A 21,530-nucleotide genomic window follows, 5' to 3' on the forward strand; every position below is an offset into this window, starting at 1 on the left:
TAGGGTCTCATACGTCCTTCAACTTCCGAAAGATGATGCAAGAAACAAGAGATCTCGACAGGCCGCAAGGGCAAGGCATCCTTCCGACGCGGAAAATATCAAGTCCGCGCGAACCACTGAAGCGACGCGCCGCGGTGATCAGCGCAAAAAAATACTGCGCATGACCGGATGAGATGGTTTGCATGCGGCCCGGGCGGGCATTCCAGGAAAACGACCCGGGGATGACACCGGAAGTCGCTGGCACGCGAGCCAGGAAGACGCACATATACGGAACCGGCCGAAGACATCACAGGTCCGGAGAACGGCGAAGCCGCGTTCTGAACTCCTGACCCTCCGACAGGATCAGGCCTGCGGTGCGGCGGGTCGCGGCGTGCGGTGCGCGGGATCGGGGTCAGGGAAGGCGCACGGCACGCCGCAACGGTCCGTCGCACCGTGCCCGGTGAGACGGACGGCGGGGGGCGGGGCCGGCGTGGTGGCACAGCCGGCCCCGGTGGTGGGCCGTCAGGCGTGGTCGCTCGTCAGGCGGCGGTGAACACGAGGGTGGCGTTGTGACCGCCGAAGCCGAACGCGTTGGCGACGGCGGCGTGGACGGTGTCGTGGCGGGCGGTGCCGGTGACCACGTCGAGTTTGATCGCCGGGTCGAGGCGGTCGAGGTTGCGCACGGGAGGGATCGCGCCGTCGCGCAGGGCGCAGATCGTCGCGATCGCGCCGATGGCGCCGGCGGCGCCGAGGGTGTGGCCGGTCATCGACTTCGTCGCGGTGACCGCCGGGTGGGTGCCGATGGTCTGGGCGATCGCCTCGGCCTCCAGCGGGTCGCCGACCGGGGTGGAGGTGGCGTGGGCGTGCACGAGGCCGATGTCGGTCGGCGCCAGGCCCGCCCGGGCCAGGGCGGTGCTGATGGCGCGGGACTGCCCGGCCGGGTCGGCGGTGACGATGTCGAGGGCGTCGGAGTTGACCGCGGCGCCGGCGGCGACGGCGTGCACCCGGGCGCCGCGGGCGGCGGCGAAGGACTGCCGTTCCAGCACGACGATGCCGGCGCCCTCGCCGAGGACGAAGCCGTCGCGGTCGGCGTCGAAGGGGCGGGAGGCGGCCGCGGGATCGTCGTGGCGGGTCGACAGGGCCCTCATCTGCGCGAACGCGGCGAGCGGGAGGTTGTCGATGGCGGCCTCGACGCCGCCGGCGACGACGACGTCGGCGAGGTCGTGCTGGATCATCTCCAGGCCGATGGCGATCGCCTCGGCGCCTGAGGCGCAGGCGCTGACCGGGGTGCGGGCGCCGGCACGGGCGCCGAGGTCGATGCTGACCCAGGCGGCCGGCCCGTTGGCCATCAGCATGATCACCGCGTGCGGGGACATCTTGCGGGCGTTGCCCGCCTCGACGATGCGGTGCTGGCCGAGGGTGGAGGCCACCCCACCGTAGCCGGTGCCGATGACGACGGCGAGGCGCTGCGGGTCGACCTCGGGGCGGCCGGCCTGCGCCCACGCCTCGCGGGCGGTGACGATCGCCATCTGCTCGCAGCGGTCGAGCCGGCGGCTTTCCTTACGGGGCAGGGAGGCCGCCGGGTCGACGGGCAGCGGGGCGGCGAGGCGCACGGGCAGGTCCGCCGCCCAGGCGTCCTCGAGGACGGTGACGCCGGAGCGGCCCGCGAGCAGCCCGCTCCACGTGGTGTCGAGGTCACCTCCGAGCGGGGTCATCGCGCCGATCCCCGTGACCACGATCTTCTCGTGCACCACCCTGTCTCCCCTTCGCTGTCGTGGTGGCGCGGGACGGCCATGTCACCGTCCCGCTACCGTTGTCCGGGGTTCACCTTCGCAGCCGCGCCGCGCCCGGCCCAGCTCTGACGGCGCCGAGGTCGGCGCCCTGTCCTTGTGGCTTTCCCACAAAGGACGACCGTGAGCACCGGCCTCACGCGTAGGCCTCGGTGGAGACCGGGCAGGTACGTGCCGGATCGCCTTCATCGTGGTCACCGATCCGCATCACCCGGTTGCGCATCCTGTGTCACGGTGTCGGTCATGACGTTGCTTGGGGACGCACTGGAAGCGATGGTCACGTGCGGCGAGCGGTGGACCTCCCTGCGGGCCGAGCTGCACTGGCGGGCCGACGGCGAGGCACGCTGCGCGGCGCAGACGGCGACCCAGACGGCACTCGGACAGCCCCCCGTGATCCACCCGCCCGGTGCCCCCGGGCCGACCAGGGCGGCCGGCGCGGTGGACCAGCGCAGCGGTTCCCTGCTGGCCACCCCGGACCTGCTGCGGATCGACTGGCACGACGACGACGCCGTGACCCTGGTGCACGGCGACCAGTGGCGTCGGCGTCGCGACGGTCGGGTGCAGGGTTCACGGCCCGCCGAGCCCGGTAATCGGCTGGTCGCCCTGTGGATCTCCGAGATTGTGCTGGTGCGGCCCTGGCAGGTCCTGTCCGCCCTGTCGCTGTCCGTCCGTGCCGTGCAGGACCGGCAGGGGCGGCGGGCGACCTGGCTGCGTGGGGTGCTGCGCGAGCCGGGTGCGCTGCGTCAGATCCACGGCCTTCCCGAGGGCGACGCCTACGACCTGGTCGTCGACGACGCCACCGGACTGCTCCTGGAGCTGACCGCCTGGTCCGGCGAGCGGGAGGTCGAGCGGGCCACCCTGCGCCACCCGCAGGTCGACGGGCCACTCGACACAGCCCGCTTCGACCTGGATACGGTCGGCACGGTTGACGCGTCCGAGTCGCCCGTCGGCCGGTCGCGGCCGCTGGCGACGTTGGCCGGCGAGGTGGACTTCACCCTGCTGTGTCCGCGCGACGAGGCCTACTTCGGCAGCGTCGATCCTGACGACGAGGACGGGATCGCGGTGATGGCGCACCCCGCCGGGGGACGCCCACTCGACCGTCGCCTGTGGTTCATCCAGTCCCGGGGAGCAAGAATGGCGGACCCGGCCGCGTGGGAGACGATCGTGTTGGCGGACGGCACCCCCGCACGCTGGTGGTCGCCGGCCGCCGACCCCGAGCAGGGCCATCTGCGGTTCGAACGGGCCGGCACCCAGGTGTGGATCCAGGGCCGCGGCCACCAGGACATCCACGATCTTGCCGCCGCCCTCGCACCGGTGCCGCCGGAGCGCCTCTAGGCTTCGGGTGTGTCGCGCACACCTCGTCCTGGTGATGGTGGTGCTTTATCGGGCCCGGAGACCGCCCGCGCGTTGCGGACGCGGCATCGCCGGGCCTGGGGGACGGTCGGCATCGGCGTGCTTCTGATGGTGGTGGCGTTCCCGGTGGGCCTGATCGGTGATGGGGGCCTGGCGATCGCGCCGTTCGCGTTCGGCGCGCTGGCGGTTGCCGGCGGACTGGTCGCGCTCGTCCACGTGGCGCGGATGCGGTTCCTCCTGGCGCGCAACCCGTGGACGGTGCGGCCGTGCAGGTTCGGATCGGTGGGTGGCGGCAACGGCCAGCCGACGCTGGTCCTGTGGCCACCGGAGCCGCCGAGTGACTCCGAACAGCTCGGGCCGGCCGCCGTCGAGCCGCGCGGGCCGTATGAAGCCGTCATGTCCGTGGTGTCGGTCGTCTGGCGATGGGGCGCGCTCGAAGCCTGCGATGGTGCGACGGTCTGGTTCGTGGGAAGCCGGCGCTGGGGCGGGGTGGTAGCCGCGCCCGGCACGATGGAACTGTTCTGGGTACGCCCCCTGCGCATCCCGCCGCTGCGGTGGTTCCTGGCACGCCGCGTTCTCGATGCGGGCGGTCAACGGAACCGGCGGTAGCGGATCATGCGGCTGTGCGACGGCTGCTGTTCTGGCGTTACCTGCCGATCTGGCAGAAGCCGATCACCCCAGAAGGCTGACGACCAGGCACGTTCATCCGTTGTCGCATCAGACGAGCCCGCAGGGTCGTTCAGGGCCTGCGGCCGTGGAAGGTGCGGCGCAGGTCGCTGACCCAGGCGTCGGGGTTTTCCCAGGGGATGAAGTGGCCGCCGTGGTCGTGGGCGTTGACGTTGACGTGGTTGAACCAGGCGGCCTGCGGGCCGGTCGTGAACGCCTGGACGCGCTCGTCCGCGGTGTGGATGCCGGGCGGGTTCTCGTAGGTGACGAAGGTGAGGCCGACCGGGGCCTGCACGACCGGGGTGCGGTCGTGGGCGGGGGCCCAGGGGTAGCGGTTGGCGTTGGCGTAGTACCGCATCGACGTGGCGATGGAGTTGTTCACCCAGTAGATCGTGGCGTGGGTGAGCAGGTCGTCCCTGGTGAAGACGGACTCGACGTCGCCGCCGTTGTCGCTCCAGGCGTTCCAGCGTTCCAGCAGCCAGGCGAGCAGTCCGGCGGGTGAGTCGGCGAGCCCGTGGGCCAGGGTGGCGCCGTCGAGCGTGTGCACGGCGAGGTGGGACGCCGAGCGGTGGTCCAGCTCGATGATCCGGGCGCGGACGTCGGCGGGCTGGTCGTCGGTGAGGGGCCGGTTGCGGGCGAGGTCCCAGGCGCGGGGGCCGGTGAAGAAGTCCAGCGGCAGCCCGGAGCCGATGTGGATGCCGTACAGCTCGTCGGCGTACTTGTGGCCGAGCTGGCTGGCGACGATCCCGCCGATGTCGCAGCCCCCGGCGGCGTACTTGTCGTAGCCCAGGGTCTCGGTCATCAGGGTGTGCCAGAGGTCGGCGACCTTCCAGAAGTTGACGTCCGGAAAGCCGGTGAGCGGGCCGGGGAAACCGAAGCCGGGCAGGGACGGCACGAGGACGTCGAACGCGTCGGCGGGGTCAGCGCCGAACGCGGCCGGGTCGGCGAGCGGGTCGATCACCTTCGACCAGTGCCAGAACGTCCACGGCCAGCCGTGGGTGAGGATCAACGGAATCGGGCGGGGGCCGCGGCCGGGTTTGCGCAGGAAGTGCACCGGGACACCGGCGACGCTCACCTGGTAGTGCTCGTAGGCGTTGATGGCGGCCTCGGCCTTGCGCCAGTCGTAGCCGTCCCGCCAGTAGGCGACAAGCTCACGCAGATAGCTGTCCGGGACGCCGTAGGACCAGTCCCCGTTCCCCTCGTCCAGCGGCGGACGGGTCAGGGTGAGACGGACGCGCAGGTCATCGAGGACCTCGTCGGACACATGAATCGGGGCGGGCTGGAGGGGGAAGGCGCCCAGGAGGGTCATGACGTGATTCTCCCGTGCGCGCCATCCAGGCTCGGGTGCGGGAGCACTGTGCCGGCAACCCGCTGGCATGGTGCTGCTCGCGCCGGTCACTTCCGTTCCAGTGCGGCGAGCCGCAACTCAAGCTGGTCAACCCGGTGCCGTAGCAGGGTGACCTGGGCTTCCAGGCTGACTTCCCGTTCCGCCCTGCGCTGAATGCGCGGTGACGCGGCGGCGCGCTCGATCACCGCGTCCAACTGGACCAGGCGCTGCGGCCCGTTCGGGCCGTCCACCAGCCGGGACTGGATCTCGCCATTGCGGTACCAGGACCGCAGGGCCGAGCGGGAAACGCCGGTCTCGGCTTCCGCCTTGGCCAACGTGACCCAGGGTTTCTCGTCCAGCTGCTCGAACAGCTCCAGCTCATTCTGCCAGCGCGCGAGCCGATCCTCCCAGTCCGACGGTGTCTCCATCACACCCTCCCTTCAGCAGGGTGACCATATCAGTAACAGTGTATTGACACGGTTGAGAGCATGGAGCCATGTCCTTTGAAAGGTTCACGGTGGAAGCCCGCAAGGTGGTCGTCACGGCTCAGGAGGAGGCAAGGCTGCTCAAGCACAACTACATCGGCACGGAGCACATCCTGTTGGGGCTGCTCGACGCGCCGGACAGCATGGCGGCGAAAGTTCTGCACCAGTTCGGGTACGACAAGGAGACGGCGCGGGTCGATATTGCCGCGGTGGTCAAGCCCGGCACGCAGGAGCTGAGCGGCCATATCCCCTTCGCGCCGCGCGCGAAGAAGACGCTGGACCTCGCCCTGCGCGAGGCGCAGCAGCTGCACCACAACCACATCGGTACGGAACACATCCTGCTTGCCCTGGTCAGGGAAGGTGAGGGCGTCGGCGCGACGGTGCTTGCCGAGCGGATCAATCCGATCAGCAGGATCCGTGCCGCGGTGCTGGCGTCGTCGGAGGGATCGCAGGACGTCGCGGCCAGCCGATGGCCGACCGGCACCTCTGCCACCGAGGACACCGTGTCCGCCGCCAGGGCGCTGGCCGGTGGCGCACCGGTCGGCAGCCATCACCTGCTTGAGGCGATGCTGCGGGCGGAGAACAGCATGGCGGCCACGGTGCTGCGCGAACTCGGGGTCGACCCGGACGCGGTCGCCGCCAAGATCGACGAACTGGATCCGGAGACGACCACGGACGCGAACCCGGAGGAGGCCGCCGCGCGCAAGATGGAAATCCGGCTGGTCGACGACGAGGTGCACCTGATCCTGCGGGACCCGACAACGGTCACGATCGCCAAGAAGGTCACCGAGCTGTCCCATGGCCCGATCCAGGGCGTCGGACCGGTGGCCGGCATGTTCGTCCCGCTCTGGCGCTCGACCAACCACCTGCTGCTGCAGATCCAGCGTGTGCTGGAACCGGAACCCGGCGAAGAGGACGGATCCGCCGCGAGCAACGTGGCCAAGGTCGTGCGCACGGTCCTCGCGCCCCGGCTCCGCCGGTGAACCGGCTGATCAGCAGGCCGGAGCCTGTTGTTCCACCGAGTAGCTGACCTGTACGAACAGGAAATCGGCCGCTCGTTTCCATATTTTATGACCTATTCCAGGGGGCGGTAGCGTCGGAATCATGGAGTGGAGTTTTCGGTCAGCCGAAGAGCTCGCGGCCGCGTTGCGTGCCGGTGACGTGACCTCGGCGGAGCTGACCGACGAGGCGATCGCCCGTATCGAGCGGGACGACAAGGTGATCAACGCGATCTGCGTGCCGGACTTCGACCGTGCGCGGGAGGCCGCGCGCGGCGCCGACCAGGCGCGCGCCCGCGGCGAGGACCGGCCGCTGCTCGGCATTCCGGTGACGGTCAAGGAGTCCTACAACATCGCCGGGCTGCCCACGACCTGGGGCATGCCGCAGCACGCGAACTACCTGCCGGCCGAGGACGCGGTACAGGTGTCGCGGCTCAAGGCCGCAGGCGCGGTGGTGCTCGGCAAGACCAACGTGCCGTTGGGGCTGCAGGATATCCAGAGCTTCAACGAGATCTACGGCACCACCAACAACCCGTGGGATCACGATCGCACGCCGGGCGGCTCCTCCGGTGGATCGGCGGCGGCCCTGGCGTCCGGGTTCGGCGCGCTGTCCATCGGCTCCGACCTCGCCGGTTCGCTGCGCACCCCCGCGCATTTCTGCGGCGTCTACGCGCACAAGCCGACACTCGGGCTGGCGGCGACCCGCGGCATGGTCGCGCCTGCCGCGCCGGCATTGCCGACCGACCTCGACCTCGCCGTCGTCGGTCCGATGGCGCGCACTGCCCGCGACCTCACCCTCCTGCTCGACGTCATGGCCGGACCGGACCCGCTGACGCTCGGCGTGGCGCACAACGTGGCGCTGCCGCCCGCGCGCCACGAGCGCCTCGCCGACTTCCGGGTCCTGGTCCTCGACGAGCACCCGCTCCTTGCGACCGGGTCCGCTGTGCGGGCGGGCGTGCACCGGGTGGCCGACGCGCTTGTCGGCGCAGGAGCCCGCGTCGAACGGCACACTGCGCTGCTGCCCGATCTGACCGAAGCCACGACGCTCTACACGCAGTTGCTGTTCTCGGGCTCCGTCGCGCGTTTTCCCGTCGAGGCGTACGAGCAGCTGCGGACCCGCGCCGCCGGGCTGAGCGCGCACGACCAGAGTCTCGACGCGGCGCGGCTGCGCGCCATGGTGTTCAGCCACCGCGACTGGATGGAGGCGAACAACCGTCGCGAGCTGCACCGCCACGGCTGGCGGCAGCTGTTCGCCGAGTTCGACGCCGTGGTGTGTCCGATCACGCCGACTCCCGCGTTCCCCCACGACCACAACCCCAATCCGCTGGAACGCCGGATCGACATCGACGGCGTCGAGTACCCGTACTTCGACCAGCTCGTCCTGGCCGGCCTGGCCACCATGCCGGGCCTGCCGGCCACCGCGATACCCGCGGGCCGGTCCCCCGCGGGCCTGCCGGTGGGAGTGCAGCTCATCGGCCCGATGTTCGAGGACCGCACCCCGCTGCGGCTGGCCGAACTGCTCGAGCAGAAGATCGGCGGCTTCCAGGCACCGACACCGGGCGGCCGAGCCCGGCCCGTCAGCCGGCCGGGGTGATCGGCTTGTGCCAGACCAGCAGGTAACGCCAGAACAGCAGCCGTCGCACCCGCACGCCGGGCAGCATGGCGGCGGCCTGGCGGGCAACCTCCCGAGTGGTCAGCGGCGGGTTCATGACCACGGGCATGCTTGCGTGCGCCGGGTCCTTCGCGAACCCGCTTCCGCGTCCCAGCAGCCTGGTCGCGAGGAACACCGCGCCCAGCAGACGATGTCCGAACGCCGCGACGATCTCGACGGGCAGTTCGTGACGCAGATCCGTCCGGGGCAGGGCGACGACGGCCAGGACCCCGCCGGGACGCAGGGCGGCCGCGAGCACCCCGAGCGCCTCCGGCAACGGCATGTGGTGCAGCGCGCTGATCGAGAAGATCGCGTCGTAGTCCTTGCCCGGCAGCGGGTCGGTCAGCACATCACCGAGAACGCAGTGCACATTGCGCGGGGTGGCTCGCCTCGCCTGCTCGATCATCTCGGCGGAGCGGTCGACGGCGTCGACCTGCTCACTGCGCCGGGCGAGCCGGGCCGCGAACGCTCCGGCGCCACAGCCGACATCCAGCACCCGCCGGCCCGGCTGCGGCAGCTGGCGCAGCAGCAGCCGCTGGTAGTAGGCGTTGTGACTCCAGTCGAGCATGGCCGTACGCTACCCAGCCGCACGCAGACGCTGATCTCCGCCCGGCTGCGACAGCGTCTGGGTGCCGAGGGCGGCGAGCAGCGCGAGACGTTCGGCGTCGGGCGAGCCCGGTTCGGCCGTGTAGACCAGGATGCGCAGGTCGCTGCCCGCGACGCTGAGCACGTCGCAGTCCAGCGTCACGGCGCCCACCTGCGGATGATCGATGGTCTTACGCCCCGCCTCCGGCCGGCTCACCGCGGCGGAGTCCCACAGCCGCGCGAACCGGTCACTGCGCCCGCGCAGCTCGGCGATCAGGCGACGCAGCCGCTGGTCCGCCGGATACCGGCGCGCCGCCGCCCGCAACGCGCAGACCTGCGAGACCTCGAGATCGTCCTGGGACTGCGCGGTGTGGCGCACGCGGCCGGGCGCGCCGAGGAAGGTGCGCCAGACCGCGTTGCGCTCGCTGCCGCGGCGCTGCCCCATCAACGCCGTGTACAGCGGGTTGGCCAGCAGCAGCGTCCACGCCGCGTCGCTGACCGCCACCGGGGTCCCGGTCAGCCGGTCCAGCAGCCGCTGCACCCCCGGGGTGATGTGGGCGGGCACCGTGCCCCGCCCCGGCGGCACGAGCCCGGCGATCCGGAACAGATGCTCACGCTCGGCCGCCGACACGCGCAACGCCCGCCCCAACGCCTCGACGACCTGCTCCGACGGGTTGGTTGCCCGGCCCTGCTCCAGCCGGGTGACGTAGTCGACCGAGATCCCGGCCAGCAGGGCGAGTTCCTCGCGGCGCAGCCCGGGCGCACGCCGACGGCCGCCGACGGGCAGCCCGGCCGCCTGCGGGGAGACCCGGTCGCGCCAGCGCCGCACCGTGCGCCCGAACTCGCTGCGCCCGAGCTGCCAGTGTGCGGCCTCCCGGTGCTGGGACTCCGGGCGCGCCATGACGCCACTGTGCACCGCGTCACCGACGATGCCTCCGTGCAGGCCGCGGCAAGCGCCGTCGCCGCCGACGGAGGACTCGACGTACTGATCAACAACGCCGGCATCGCGCCGAGCGGTGACCCGGGAGCCGCGGACGTCACCGCTGAGGTGATGCACGCGGCGTTCGAGACGAACGTCGTCGGCGCGGTGCGCGTCCTCCACGCCTTTCTGCCCCTGCTGGCCCGGTCCGCCGCCCCGGTCGTGGTCAACGTCAGCAGTGGCCTGGCCTCGCTGACCGCGGCCACCACCCCGGGCACCGCCCGATACGCCTACCCGGGCGTCGCCTACCCCGCCTCGAAGGCCGCCCTCAACATGATCACCGTGCAGTATGCGAAGGCGTTCCCGACCATGCGGATCAACGCCGTGGAACCCGGCTTCACCCGGACCGACCTCAACGCCAACACCGGCACGCAGACCGTCGAACAGGGCGCCGAGATCATCGTCCGCATGGCGATGGTCGACCCCGACGGCCCCACCGGCGGCTACGTCGACGCCGACGGCACCCTGCCCTGGTGAGCGAGCCCCGGGCCGCCGCCTGATTGTTCCCATAGAGACGTGTTCAGTGCGCCGCGCGCACCGCCGAGACCAGTCCACCAGTGCCCTCGTCCTGCTGCGACGGGGTGAGCACCGGACGGCCATAGGCCTCGGCGCGCTCACGCAGGGTGAAGGTCTCCGCCTCCCAGCCGAGGCCGTCCAGCCAGCCGACCGGGTCCTGCGGCATCTCCGAGACCCACATCGACGCTGCCGACCCCGAAGCGGCGTCCCCCCGGAAGCGTTCGACCACACCGCGCGGGCCCAGTGTCAGGCCCATCCTGCTGCCTGCGGCGGACAGCGCGCCGACCCGTTCGAGCAGCGACTGCACCGCGTCCTCGGGCAAATAGATCAGCAGTCCCTCGGCGATCCACACCGTCGGCTGCGCCGGATCGTGCCCGGCCGCGGCCAGTGCGCCGGGCCAGTCCTCGCGCAGGTCGACCGGGACGGTGATCCGCGCGCAGCGCGCAACGGCCCGCTCCTGACGCAGCACCGAGGCCTTGAAGCTCAGCGGTTCAGCCGTGTCGACCTCGAACAGCCGGGTCCCCGCAGGCCAGTCCATCCGGAAGGCCCTGCTGTCCATCCCGGCTCCGAGCAGCACGACCTGCCGGACGCCGGACGCGACCGCCCGGTCCAGCAGGTCGTCCAGGAACTTCGTCCGGATGACGATCGAGAAGGCCACACCGAGCCAGCGGCGCCGCGCCGCCTCGTCCGCGCGCGGGGGCGGCGGCGTCTCGGGGCCTCTTCCGCCGGCCGTGGCGAAGGCCAGCGCCAGCGGGTCCCGGAACAGCGGCTGCTCGCATGCCGTCTCCATCGCCCTCACCCGGGCCACGCCCACGGCTGTGGCCCACACCCCGGACGGCTCGACCCGGCCCGCCGCATCAGTCATGCGTTGGCGCCGTCGGGGGCGTGGCTGCTGACGGCAGTCGATCGGCCGCGGCCGGCCCTGGACGTCCTCGGCTCGCCGGCCGCCGCCCGGTCGCGGGCGATGCCGCACGGGTCGTCGTGCGGGGGGGTGCACGGCTCGCACTCGGACTCGATCGTCACGTGGGTGATGGCGTACCGCTCGGCGAGCATCGCCTTGATCCCGTCGGACACCGCCCGCGCCTGCGCGAGGCTCGGATGGCCGTCCTGCACGCCGTCGAGATGGCCGAGCTCCAGGTGCACCGACGCGGCGAACACCCGGTCGGACAGGCTCCACACATGCAGGTCGTGCACGTCGAGGACATGGGTGTCGCGCAGGATGTCCGCGCGCACCGCGGCGACGTCCAAGCTCTCCGGCGTCGCCTCCAGCAGCACCCGCGACGCGCTGACCAGCAGCTTCACCCCCTGCCCGGCGATCAGCACGGCGATCAGCAGCGAGACCAGCGGGTCCAGCCAGTACCAGCCGCCGACCAGCCAGATCACCAGACCCGCCGCGGCGACCGCCACCGACACCGCCGCGTCCCCGGCCAGATGCAGCACGGCCGCGCGGGTGTTCAGATCGGCGTCGCGCTCGTGGACGACCAGGGCGCTCACCGCGTTGACGACCGCCGCGGCGAGCGCGACGCCGACGACCACCGGGCCGTCGACCGTCCCGTGCGCGCCGAGGCGGCGCAGCGACTCGACGGCCAGCAGTGCCGTCACCACCAGCACCGCCGCGGCGTTCGCCTGCGCGGCGAGCACCGGCCAGCGCACCCCGCCGAACGTGCGCCGCGCCGACGGCGGACGCTGCGACAACGTCAACGCCACCAGCGCGAGCAGCACCCCAGCCGTGTCGGTCAGGTTGTGTCCGGCATCGGCGAGCAGGCCGACGGACCCCGCGGCGAAGCCGGCCACCGCCTGCCCGACGACGATCGCGAGGTTCAGCCCGGCCGCCAGCCACAGCCGGCGCCGCTGGCGCGCGCCCCCCCGCCCCGCCGGCACCCCATGGCCGTGTCCATGGCCGTGCGCGTGACCGTGCCCTGCACCGGAGGTAGGGCCGGCGTCGCGCGCAGGACCGGCGCCATCGCCCTGACGGCCATCGCCATCATGAGGATGGTGGCCGTCGCCGTCACGGTGATCGTGCCCGCCGCGATGATCGTGCTCGTGCTCGTGCTCGTCGTGCTGGTCATGGCCGTCACGGTGTTCTTGACGGTCATGACGGTCATGACGGTCATGGCGGTCATGGCGGTCGGGACGGTCATCGTGGTCGTCACGGTGGTGGCCGTGGCCGCCGGGTACGCTCATGATCCGTGCCCGTCGGTCAGGGGTGCGGCCGCGCGTGCGCCCACCCCGGCCCCGACCGGCTCCCGCGACGTCGCGACGCCACCGGCGTCGGGGTGCACGTGCTCGGTGTCGACGTCGACGGCGAGGACGACGTCGAGCAGATCCCCCAGCGCGTGGCGGAGCTTGTCGTCGGCGAGCTCGTAGCGCTGGCGGCGACCCTCGGGGGTGGCGACGACCAGCCCGCAGGCGCGCAGGCAGGCGAGATGGTTGGACAGGTTCGTGCGGCCCACGCCGAGGATCTCGGCCAGCTCCGACGGGTAGGCCCCGCCGGAGCGCAGCACCAGCAGCAGCCGCGCCCGCGTCGGGTCCGACAGCGCGTGACCGAACCGGGCGAGGACCTCCGCGGGTGAGGCGAGCTTAACCATGTCCCAACGGTACAGCGGACGCTGACATCAGCCAATCCTGACCTGTTCCCCGCCGTGCCGCGGGCCACAGGTCCCCCGCCCCCGCCGGCCGTCCGCCTCGGCCCGTGAGGAACAGCGGAACGAACGGAGAGTCCAAGTCAGGGCTGGTACGGAGGCGCGACGCCCCAGCCCCAGTGCGGCACCGGGGCGTGCTCGAGCACGACTGCCCCCGGCTGGGAGTTGTGCTGAGCCAGCCGGGTGCCCCACTCGAGGTAGCCGACCAGCGCCGCCCTGAACTCCGGGTCGTCCGGCAGGTGGGCGTCGTCGGCGGCCCGGCTCATCGTGGACGCGAACCGGAACCGCTGCTCAGGGGTGATCCCCAGCTCCCGGTGGTGGGCCAGCATGGCCTCGTACCCGCCGAGCTGGTCGGTGTAGTCCGCCGGACCGCCGAACACCTCGATCCACCAGCGGCTCACATGGGCGCGGTGGCTCTCGCTCACGCCACCCGGGAAGAACGGACTGAGCAGGTCGTCGGCCTCCACCCGGTCGTAGAAGGCGTCGATGAGCCGCCGGAGAGCGGTCGGTCCGCCGGCCCATTCCAGCAGCGACGGCACCGCGGCCGCGTCACCCTCGGTCGTTGTCAAGTCTCAGATCCTCCCGCTCGGATAATCGGCGACGCTGATTACAGCATTACACAACACCATCAGTGCGGCTGCCGCGTCGCCCGGCGGCGGTGCGTGACGGTGAGTCGAGGCGTCGGTGGGCCAAGTGCCTCACCGACGCCGGGCGCAGAGCCGTCTCCCCTGCTGGTGTGGACCTACGCGAGCCCTACGGCCGCGCTGACTCACCTCGAACTCCGCATCTCCCTCTCAAGGAGGGCCCGGAAGGCGCGCGGGGGCCGACCGGTGAGACGGTGGACGGTGTCGGTGACGCGGTCCTCCGCCCCTCCGGCGATGGCACGGTCCAGGTCGGCCAGCATTGCGGCGAACTCCACCGGGACCTCCGCCGTGAGGCGATCGCGCATCTGTCTGTAGGACAGACGGCGGTGGACGACGGGCCGAATGATGCCCTCGTCGCGGATGCTGCGAGCGTGCGCGTGCGTGCCGGTGAAGTTCTGCATGAACCACGAGGGCCGCAGTCTGGAGCAGATCCCCGGCCTGACCGACAGCGGCTTCACCGCCCACGCCCTGCTCGCCCCCATACGAGCCGACCTCGTCGAGCACCTGGCCGGCGAAGAGCGCATTCCGCGGGAAAGTATGCGGGCACAGTTGGCGAACTTCGTCACCAGAGTCCTGGCTTCCGGTCCACTGCAAGGGTTGACCGCCGAGGAGTGATCGAGGATCGGGCGAGTCCTTGATCAGCGGGGGCCTCTCGCAGACGACCACCGTGCTCCGCCGCAGGGCGCTCGGCGAGTCCGTCGAGCAGATCCAGCCCGACCTGATCATCTCCACCGGCAAACGCAGCAGGACGCCGGCGCCGGGCCGGCCGAACGGCAGCCCGACGAGCGCACCGACCCCGACCAGCACGCTACAGCCGGCGTCGGGGGCACCCTGAGTCGAGACACTCGCGATGTCTGACTCCGCCTTCCTTCTTCCTCGCCCTTCCGGGAGGGTTCCGCGTCCGGTTTGTTCCCTCTGGAAAGGCAAGGAAGTGGCACGACGAGGGCGGCGGGAGGCTGCCCGGCGTCGGGGTCAGGCGTCGAACAGGGCGCTGACCGACTCGCCGTTGTGGATGCGACGGATCGCCTCGGCCAGCGGCGGCGCGACCGTGAGCACCTCCAGCTTCGGCACCCGGTCGTCCAGCGGGATCGGCACCGTGTTCGTGCACACGATCTCCACGACGTCCGGCTGGTCGGAGATCCGCTTGAGCGCCCCGGCGGAGAACAGCCCGTGCGTGCACGCCACCCGCACCGAGCGCACGTCGAGCTCCCGCAGCCGCTCGAGCAGTTCCAGCACCGTGCTGCCCTTGGCGATCTCGTCGTCGAGGACGATGACGTCACGGCCGGCCACATCCCCGATGACCGTCGAGATGCTCACCCGGTCGTCGGCGAAACGCTGCTTGGCCCCGGCCGCGACCCGCACCCCGAGCATCCGCGCGAACGCCGCCGCCTCCTTGGCGTTACCGAGGTCCGGCGACACCACCGTCGTGTTCGACAGGTCGTGGCGGCGGAAGTGCTTGGCGAGCTCCCGCAGCGCGTGCAGATGGTCCACCGGGACGCTGAAGAAGCCGTGCACCTGCGGCGAGTGCAACGTCATCGCCAGCACCCGGCTCGCCCCGGCGGCCACGAGCAGGTCCGCGACGAGCCGCCCGCCGATCGAGATCCGCGGCGCGTCCTTCTTGTCGGAGCGGGCATAGGCGTAGTGCGGCAGGACCACCGTCGTGCGCGCCGCCGACGCCCCGCGCGCCGCGTCCAGCATCAGCAACAGCTCGACGAGGTTCTCCTGCACCGGGGCGACCAGCGGCTGGATGAGGAAGACGTCGCGCTCCCGGCAGTTCGCCGGCAGCTGCACCTCCAGGCAGTCGTTCGCGAACCGCTGGACCCGCACCCGGTGCAGCGGCACGTCGAGGTGCGCGCAGATCTCCTCGGCGAGGATGGGGTGGGCACTGCCGCTGAAGACGGCGATGTCTCGCACGAACCGCTCCCTGTTCTCTTTTCCCTGGCCGGCCGGCGTCGGTCGTCGCCGGCCTGGCGCCGCCGGCATGGCCGGCGCCCGGTCGATCGTTCCGGATGCTACCGATCGCGGCGCGCAGACGGCGGGCTCGGGCGGGGGCTCAGGCGGCGCGCAGGGCGTCGCGCAGCGCCACCCGCGTCCCCGAACGCTTCACCGCGTTGCCGTACACCCGCCCGGCCAGCCAGACCAGCACCGCGATCCACGCCAGGGTCAACGCCAGCGCGACCAGCACCTGCCAGACCGCCACACTGCCGATCCCGATCACCATCGGCATCAGGATCGGCGCGAACAGCGGGACGATCGCCAGGGCCAGGATCAGGCCGCTGTCCGGGGACGACGGCAGCACCGAGAAGCCCAGCACGTACGGGATGAGGATCATGGCGATCATCGGGGCGGTCACCCCGCCGGCGTCCTCCTGGCGTGACACCAGCGCCCCGGCGGCGGCGAACATCAGCGCATACATCGCGAAGCCGACCAGGTACCACAGCAACGCCAGCGCCACCGACCCCACGGCGACCCCCGCCGGGATACCGAGCTCCCCGGTGGCCAGCCCCAGCCCGACCCCGACCGCGCCGATCAGCACGAGCTGGCCGAGGGCCACCACGCCGATCCCCAGCACCTTGCCCGCCATGAGCTGCCACGGGCGGATGACGGCCAGCAGCAGCTCCACCACCCGGCTCGTCTTCTCCTCGATCACACTCTGCGCCACCACCGGGCCGAAGATCAGCAGCGAGATGTAGATCAGACCACCGGCGAGCAGCCCGAGCACCAGCCGCGCGGAGTCCCGCTCGGGCTGCGGGCGCAGCGCGGTGACGGCGACCCCCGCCGTCGCGACCGCCTGGCCCACCGTCGCCGGATCACCACCGAGGGCGGAGATCTGCCCCTCCAACGCCGCCTGACGGGCCGCGACGGTCAGCACGGACGTCAGCGAATCCCCCAGCTCGGAGTCCACCACCACCCGGTAGCCGCCGCCCGTCCCCGCGGCCCCGCCCGCCGGCGGCGCCGCCAGCACGAGGGCGTCGACGTCCCCGTCGAGCACCGCCTGCCGCCCGGCCGTGGCGTCGGCATAGGTGCGCACCTCGACGTCGACGCCGAGCGAACGCGCCGCCGCCCCGATCGCCGCCGCCTGCGTGCCGTCCGCCGCCGTCACCGCGACCCGCCGCACGGACGGACCGCCGCCGACGGCGCTGGTCACCAGGACGCTCGCGGCGATCGCGACGACGAACAGCGCCGTGGTGATCTGGAACGCCCGCGACCGCACCCGCGTGCCGACCTCCCGGCCGGCGACCAGGCGCAGCACCCGCCACGACCCCAGCTCGCCGTCCGCCTCATCCATCGCCGGCTCCACCGCCGCCATGACCGCCGCCATCGCCGGCGCCGACCACATCGCGGAACAGCTCCGCCAGCGACGGCCGGCGGGGATGGAACTCGCGCACCGGACCGCTCGCCAGCGCCGCGCGCAGCACCGCCTGGTCGTCGGCCCCCGGCTCGAGCTCGAGCACCGTGCGCGACCCGTCCCGCCCGCGCACCCGCACCCCGACCAGACCGTCCGCCCAGTCCGCCGGCGCGTCCGGGGCGTCCACGACGAGCCGCCCGCCACCGCCGGCCCGCAGCTCGTCGACCGGCCCGCAGGCGACCAGCCGGCCCGCCCGCACGATCCCGACTCGATCACACAGCCGCTCGACGAGGTCGAGCTGATGGCTGGAGAACACCACCGGCACCCCGGCGGCGCGCCGCTCCCGCAGCACCTCGCTCATCACGTCGACCGCGACCGGGTCCAAGCCGGAGAACGGCTCGTCGAGCACCAGCGCGACCGGATCGTGCACGAGCGCCGCGGCGAGCTGGACCCGCTGCTGGTTGCCGAGGCTGAGCTTCTGCACCTCGTCGTCGCGCCGCGCGGCGACGCCGAGCCGCTCGGTCCACCGTGCCACCGCCCGGCGCGCCGCCGCCGGCCCCAGGCCGTGGAGCTGGGCGAGGTAGTGCAACTGCTCAGCGACCTTCATCTTCGGGTACAGCCCGCGCTCCTCGGGCATGTAGCCGATCCGCCGACGGGTGCGCAGGGTCAGCGGCGCACCGTCGTAGCGGACCTGGCCGGCGTCGGCGGTGACCACCCCGAGGATGATCCGCATCGCCGTCGTCTTGCCGGCGCCGTTGCTGCCGACGAANCCGAACAGCTCGCCGGCCCGTACCTCGAACGACATCGCGTCCAGCGCCACGACGTCGCCGTAGCGCTTGGACACGGCGTCGACCTCCAGCCCCCCGTCGCCCATTCCCACCGCCTTCCTGCGCGATCCCGCGACCGCTTCGCGCCCCTGCACCAGGGACCGTTCGGACGAACATCCTCCCAGCAGCTCGGTTAGCGTGTTCGCGCCCACTTCGACCGCAGAATCGCACACCGCGCCAGCGGGTCGGGCGGCCGACTGCGGTCTGTCGGCGGCGCGGTTCCGGTGCCGACGGGTGGCGATGCCCAGCAGGAGGAAGCCGGCGAGACACAGGATGCAGCCAGCCGCGGTGCAGGTGCGAGTCTCGGCGGAAGTGGCGCCGGCCAGGCGCGGAATCGTGTTGAGGGGCGCCGCGCAGTAGAACAACAGCAGGACCCAGCCGCGCGTGCGTATCGGCGCCAACCATGTACGCAGGCGGCGGGGCACCCGGTTGGCGGCCAGGACCAGTCCCGCGGGCAGCACCGTGAGGGAGAACAGGGCCAGGCCGATCCACTGCCACATCATGATGCGGGGACTCCTCTGCTGAGGCGCCGTGCTCGTGCTGCCGTTCGCGAGCGGCAACGACGATTACCCGTGATTGCGGGCTTGTCGCCCTATCCTGAGGCATGGACACCGTGCCCCCGGGTGGCTACAAGTGGATCGTCGGGTTCTCGACGGTCAACCTCGTGGTGGCAACCGTGGGGTCCGCGGCCGTCCGCCGACGGTTCGGTGACACCGCAGCGCAGACCTTCCAGCGTCGCGCCGGCACAGTGGTCAGCGGCCTGTTCATCGTGTGGGCGGCAGTCTTCTGGGGCCTCTTCCCCTATGGCCTCTTCGGCGCGGGGCTGTTCCTGGTGTCGTTCCTCGTCGAGTGCTACTGCCGTCGGCGGGCACGCGCGGGGAGACCGCCGACCACGGACACGCGCTCACAGACACGCCGTGACGATCCGACTGCAGACCAATCGCGCTCGACAGCGGATTGACGCCAGAGCCCCTCGGATGTCCTGCTGACCACTCCCCCGGCCGGTATCGGGCACCGTCAGCTCGACGGGACGAGCAGTCCCGCCATGGCGAGCTCGACGAGCCGGCCGGCCTGGTCGGCGGACATCTGCTCGGCGACCCAGGCGGCGGCGTTCATGAGGGCGAAGATGTCGGCGCCCGTCGCCTCGCGCCGCAGCGCGCCGGCCTCGCGCGCCCGCGCGATGAGCCGGTCACCGATGTCGGTCATCTCGACGCACGCCTGGTGCAGCTCGGAGGCCTCGTCGTCGACGCCCTCGGCAAGCACGGCGGCGAGCCCCTGGTAGGCAGCGGCGTGCGCGATGACGGCGTGCACCCAGGCGGTGAGCGCCGCGGCGGCGCCGGGCTCGTCGAGCAGATCCGCCCCGCGTGCGAACAGGGCGTCGTTGCGCTGGTGCAGCAGCGCGCCGAGCAGCGCGCGGCGGTTGGGAAAGTGTGCGTAGAGCGTGCCGATCGCGACCCCGGCGCGGCGGGCGATGCCCTCCAGCGAGGCGTTCGTGCCCTGGGCGCGAAACACTGCGTCGGCCTCGGCCAGCAGCCGCTCGCGGTTGCGCCGCGCGTCGGCGCGCGGCCGCCGCCCGGACTCGGTCATTCACCCTCCATGGGCATCCATCCTCGGACGAACATCCGTCCTCGACAAACCTGAGGTTGCCTCGGAATACTGTTCCTGAGGCATCCTCAGATTAGCGGACGAGACCTTCGGGAGACACGGATGATCCTGGTAACCGGTGCCACCGGCTCCATCGGACGACCCCTCGTGCGCCGGCTGCAGCGCGCCGGGGCAGCAGTGCGGGCGCTGGTCCGCGACGAGGCGAAGGGCCGCGCGCTGGGCTGCGAGTTCGTCGTCGGCGACTTCGACGACCCCGCGTCGATCGTCGCCGCCCTGGCCGGGGTCGACCGCCTGTTCCTCAACGGCGCGGGGGCGCAGCCGGCCGACGGGGAGCAGCCGATGGTCCGCCAGCAGAAGACGATCATCGACGCGGCGGTCGCCGCCGGCGTCGAGCGGGTGGTGAAGGTGTCGGTCTGGCACGCCCAGGAGGGCGAACGGCTCGCCGGGGGCGCCCACTGGCAGATCGAGCAGTACCTGAAGGCGTCGGGGCTGGGCTGGTCGATCCTGCAGCCGAACGGCTTCATGCAGAACTTCATCACCGGACAGGGGTCCTTCACCGCCGACGGAAACCTGGTCGGCGCGTACGGCGACGCCGCGGTCTCCTACATCGACTGCGCGGACATCGCCGCCTGCGCCGCCGCGCTGCTGACCGACCGGCCCGGCGACGGCGAGACCTTCCTGCTGTCCGGGCCGCAGGCCCTGACCCACGCGCAGATCGCCGAGAAACTCTCCGCCGCGCTGGGGCGAACCGTGCGCTACGTGAACCTGACGGTCGAGGAACTGGCCGCCGCGCTGAGGGCCCAGGGGCTGCCGCCCCGGTTCACCGAGGACGTCGCCGTCCTGACGCAGGGGCTGGCCAGCGGCACCGCGGCGCCGACGACCACGGCGGTGCGCGACCTCACCGGCCGCGCGCCCCGCACCTTCGACGAGTTCCTGGTCGCCCACCACGAGGCGCTGGCCGCCCTCGCCCCGGTGCTCCCCCGTTGATCGACACGTCGCAGGTAGCGGGACGCCGTCAACACTGTTGATTATCGGTCGGGGCGGCCTGCGGCCCTCACGCGGGTGCCGAGACGCGGTCGGCCACGAGGATGCGGCCGTTGCGCAGCGAGCGGCGGTGCTGGACCGGGGTGCCGAGATCCTGCGCGAGGGTGAGCAGGGAGTCGTCCCGGGTGACCGCGAAGCCGTGGACGCCGACGGCGCGGCGCAGGGCGGCCGGCGTCCACACCGAGCGGTTCGGCTCGCGGGTCATCGGATTCGCCTGCCGGGACAGGGCGCTGAGCAGGCGCGCCGCCCCCCGGCCGAGCGGCGCCGAGGGTGCCGGGGTGTGGTAGTGCACGATCAGGCGGCTGCCCGCGGCGGAGCGGTCGCCGACGATCCGCAGCGTCCGGGTGACCTCGCCGCGGGTGAGGTAGGGCACGACGCCCTCCCAGATCCAGATCGTCGGGACCGACCGGCGGTGGCCGGCGGCGGCCAGCGCCGCGGCGAGGTCGTCCCGGCTGAAGTCCACGGGCACGAAATGCGGCGACGCGCCCGCCGGCGCCAGCTCGCCGGCGCGGTCCCGCTTGTCGCGCTGCGACGCCGGATGGTCGACCTCGAACACCGGCGTGGCGGCGAGTTCCGCCATCCGCCACGCCCGCCCGTCCAGCCCCGCCCCCAGGATGACGACCTGCGCCGCGGCAACGGGCACGCCGGCCCCGACCTCGACCTCGACGTCGGGGCCGGGGCCGGCGTCAGGGTCAGGGCCGACGCCGACGCCGGCGCCTGGGCCCGCGGGGGCTTCGCCGGTGGCGGGTAACGCCTGGCGGACGGCCTCGTCGATCGCGACGGTGCGCGGCGCCATCACCTCGGCGCAGGCGCGCACCATCTCGAAGGTCAGCCGCGGCCCCCAGCCCGCCGGCGCGTCCTCGGATCGCACCTCGTCGACGATGCCCCGCTCGGCGGGAAGCAGGAACGCCCTCGCCGTCGGATCGTCGAACCGGCCCGGGGCGAGCCGCCCGTGGGCGACAGCCCGTCCCTGGCAGACCATCACGGCCGTGCGGCTGGCACCGCCCGTTCCGCCCATCGGCCGATGACCTCTCCCCCGCGGCCGTCCTGCGGCAGAGCCCCGTGCCCTCATCGCCCGCCTCCCTCACCC

General features: G+C 72.3%; 24 protein-coding genes. 9 read left to right on the top strand and 15 right to left on the bottom strand.

Translation table 11 applies throughout. The features are described from left to right. Positions 1-518 precede the first annotated feature (518 nt). Complete coding sequence (locus FF36_RS02170; RefSeq protein WP_082121620.1) at positions 519-1,730, bottom strand: beta-ketoacyl-[acyl-carrier-protein] synthase family protein; 1,212 nt, start codon at positions 1,728-1,730, stop codon at positions 519-521. Between the two features lie 282 nt (positions 1,731-2,012). Between FF36_RS02170 and FF36_RS02175 the strand changes: the two genes are divergently transcribed. Both FF36_RS02175 and FF36_RS02180 read left to right on the top strand, forming a co-directional pair. Next, complete coding sequence (locus tag FF36_RS02175; RefSeq protein WP_128423247.1) at positions 2,013-3,104, top strand: hypothetical protein; 1,092 nt, start codon at positions 2,013-2,015, stop codon at positions 3,102-3,104. Between the two features lie 72 nt (positions 3,105-3,176). Next, positions 3,177-3,731 (top strand): hypothetical protein, encoded by a 555-nt coding sequence (locus FF36_RS02180; protein WP_044883205.1) that lies wholly within the window; start codon positions 3,177-3,179, stop codon positions 3,729-3,731. Positions 3,732-3,861: 130 nt separating this feature from the next. Here FF36_RS02180 and FF36_RS02185 read toward each other — a convergent pair whose 3' ends face one another. Both FF36_RS02185 and FF36_RS02190 read right to left on the bottom strand, forming a co-directional pair. Next, positions 3,862-5,097 (bottom strand): epoxide hydrolase family protein, encoded by a 1,236-nt coding sequence (locus tag FF36_RS02185; RefSeq protein WP_044883206.1) that lies wholly within the window; start codon positions 5,095-5,097, stop codon positions 3,862-3,864. A gap of 86 nt (positions 5,098-5,183) precedes the next feature. After that, positions 5,184-5,543 (bottom strand): hypothetical protein, encoded by a 360-nt coding sequence (locus FF36_RS02190; protein WP_044883207.1) that lies wholly within the window; start codon positions 5,541-5,543, stop codon positions 5,184-5,186. Positions 5,544-5,632: 89 nt separating this feature from the next. Between FF36_RS02190 and FF36_RS02195 the strand changes: the two genes are divergently transcribed. Further along, positions 5,633-6,583 (top strand): Clp protease N-terminal domain-containing protein, encoded by a 951-nt coding sequence (locus FF36_RS02195; RefSeq protein WP_199865306.1) that lies wholly within the window; start codon positions 5,633-5,635, stop codon positions 6,581-6,583. Positions 6,584-6,704: 121 nt separating this feature from the next. Beyond that, positions 6,705-8,192, top strand: a complete 1,488-nt coding sequence (locus tag FF36_RS02200) for an amidase (protein ID WP_044883209.1) — start codon at positions 6,705-6,707, stop codon at positions 8,190-8,192. Here FF36_RS02200 and FF36_RS02205 read toward each other — a convergent pair. Both FF36_RS02205 and FF36_RS02210 read right to left on the bottom strand, forming a co-directional pair. Next, positions 8,176-8,817, bottom strand: a complete 642-nt coding sequence (locus FF36_RS02205) for a class I SAM-dependent methyltransferase (protein ID WP_044883210.1) — start codon at positions 8,815-8,817, stop codon at positions 8,176-8,178. The two genes, FF36_RS02200 and FF36_RS02205, sit on opposite strands and share 17 nt — an antisense overlap. 9 nt (positions 8,818-8,826) lie before the next feature. Beyond that, complete coding sequence (locus FF36_RS02210; protein WP_044883211.1) at positions 8,827-9,735, bottom strand: helix-turn-helix transcriptional regulator; 909 nt, start codon at positions 9,733-9,735, stop codon at positions 8,827-8,829. Positions 9,736-9,744: 9 nt separating this feature from the next. Here FF36_RS02210 and FF36_RS02215 point away from each other — a divergent pair, with 9 nt between their 5' ends. After that, positions 9,745-10,290, top strand: coding sequence for an SDR family NAD(P)-dependent oxidoreductase (locus tag FF36_RS02215; RefSeq protein ID WP_242422240.1), 546 nt, complete (start codon positions 9,745-9,747; stop codon positions 10,288-10,290). A gap of 43 nt (positions 10,291-10,333) precedes the next feature. Here FF36_RS02215 and FF36_RS02220 read toward each other — a convergent pair whose 3' ends face one another. From FF36_RS02220 to FF36_RS02240, 5 genes are all read right to left on the bottom strand, one after another. Continuing rightward, positions 10,334-11,194, bottom strand: a complete 861-nt coding sequence (locus tag FF36_RS02220; protein WP_044883212.1) for a class I SAM-dependent methyltransferase — start codon at positions 11,192-11,194, stop codon at positions 10,334-10,336. Next, the gene (locus FF36_RS02225; RefSeq protein ID WP_044883213.1) at positions 11,191-12,210 is read right to left on the bottom strand and encodes a cation diffusion facilitator family transporter; all 1,020 of its coding nucleotides are present in this window, start codon (positions 12,208-12,210) and stop codon (positions 11,191-11,193) included. Before FF36_RS02225 ends, FF36_RS02220 begins: the two co-directional genes overlap by 4 nt. Next, positions 12,150-12,470, bottom strand: coding sequence for a hypothetical protein (locus tag FF36_RS02230; protein ID WP_128423249.1), 321 nt, complete (start codon positions 12,468-12,470; stop codon positions 12,150-12,152). Before FF36_RS02230 ends, FF36_RS02225 begins: the two co-directional genes overlap by 61 nt. A gap of 39 nt (positions 12,471-12,509) precedes the next feature. Beyond that, positions 12,510-12,917 carry an ArsR/SmtB family transcription factor gene (locus FF36_RS02235; RefSeq protein WP_044883215.1) on the bottom strand — a complete coding sequence of 136 codons (408 nt, stop codon included), beginning with the start codon at positions 12,915-12,917 and terminating at the stop codon, positions 12,510-12,512. Between the two features lie 137 nt (positions 12,918-13,054). Beyond that, the gene (locus FF36_RS02240) at positions 13,055-13,540 is read right to left on the bottom strand and encodes a group II truncated hemoglobin (RefSeq protein WP_199865307.1); all 486 of its coding nucleotides are present in this window, start codon (positions 13,538-13,540) and stop codon (positions 13,055-13,057) included. A 417-nt stretch (positions 13,541-13,957) separates the two neighbouring features. Here FF36_RS02240 and FF36_RS31345 point away from each other — a divergent pair, with 417 nt between their 5' ends. Together FF36_RS31345 and FF36_RS02250 are read left to right on the top strand one after the other, a co-directional pair. Beyond that, complete coding sequence (locus tag FF36_RS31345) at positions 13,958-14,230, top strand: hypothetical protein (RefSeq protein ID WP_199865308.1); 273 nt, start codon at positions 13,958-13,960, stop codon at positions 14,228-14,230. Positions 14,231-14,249: 19 nt separating this feature from the next. Next, positions 14,250-14,450 (top strand): hypothetical protein, encoded by a 201-nt coding sequence (locus FF36_RS02250; protein ID WP_044883216.1) that lies wholly within the window; start codon positions 14,250-14,252, stop codon positions 14,448-14,450. A gap of 137 nt (positions 14,451-14,587) precedes the next feature. On the opposite strand, the gene FF36_RS02255 is transcribed toward FF36_RS02250, so the two are convergent. The 3 genes from FF36_RS02255 to FF36_RS02265 form a co-directional block, all read right to left on the bottom strand. Next, positions 14,588-15,529, bottom strand: coding sequence for a ribose-phosphate diphosphokinase (locus tag FF36_RS02255; protein WP_044883217.1), 942 nt, complete (start codon positions 15,527-15,529; stop codon positions 14,588-14,590). A 139-nt stretch (positions 15,530-15,668) separates the two neighbouring features. Next, on the bottom strand, positions 15,669-16,904 hold the full coding sequence (locus tag FF36_RS02260; protein WP_044883318.1) for an ABC transporter permease: 1,236 nt from the start codon (positions 16,902-16,904) through the stop codon (positions 15,669-15,671). Then, positions 16,897-17,733: ABC transporter ATP-binding protein (locus tag FF36_RS02265; protein ID WP_242422241.1), on the bottom strand; the 837-nt coding region annotated here is incomplete at its 5' end. The genes FF36_RS02265 and FF36_RS02260, both read right to left, overlap by 8 nt. 662 nt (positions 17,734-18,395) lie before the next feature. On the opposite strand from FF36_RS02265, the gene FF36_RS02270 reads away from it, so the two are divergent. Next, positions 18,396-18,752, top strand: coding sequence for a hypothetical protein (locus FF36_RS02270; RefSeq protein ID WP_044883218.1), 357 nt, complete (start codon positions 18,396-18,398; stop codon positions 18,750-18,752). A gap of 56 nt (positions 18,753-18,808) precedes the next feature. On the opposite strand, the gene FF36_RS02275 is transcribed toward FF36_RS02270, so the two are convergent. After that, complete coding sequence (locus tag FF36_RS02275) at positions 18,809-19,378, bottom strand: TetR/AcrR family transcriptional regulator (RefSeq protein ID WP_044883219.1); 570 nt, start codon at positions 19,376-19,378, stop codon at positions 18,809-18,811. Positions 19,379-19,498: 120 nt separating this feature from the next. On the opposite strand from FF36_RS02275, the gene FF36_RS02280 reads away from it, so the two are divergent. Then, on the top strand, positions 19,499-20,383 hold the full coding sequence (locus FF36_RS02280) for an SDR family oxidoreductase (RefSeq protein WP_044883220.1): 885 nt from the start codon (positions 19,499-19,501) through the stop codon (positions 20,381-20,383). 67 nt (positions 20,384-20,450) lie between these two features. Here the strand turns inward: FF36_RS02280 and FF36_RS02285 are convergent, their stop codons facing one another. Next, complete coding sequence (locus FF36_RS02285) at positions 20,451-21,458, bottom strand: class I SAM-dependent methyltransferase (protein ID WP_044883221.1); 1,008 nt, start codon at positions 21,456-21,458, stop codon at positions 20,451-20,453. Positions 21,459-21,530 lie beyond the last annotated feature (72 nt).

Source organism: Frankia torreyi, assembly GCF_000948395.1.
GTDB classification, from domain to species: domain Bacteria; phylum Actinomycetota; class Actinomycetes; order Frankiales; family Frankiaceae; genus Frankia; species Frankia torreyi.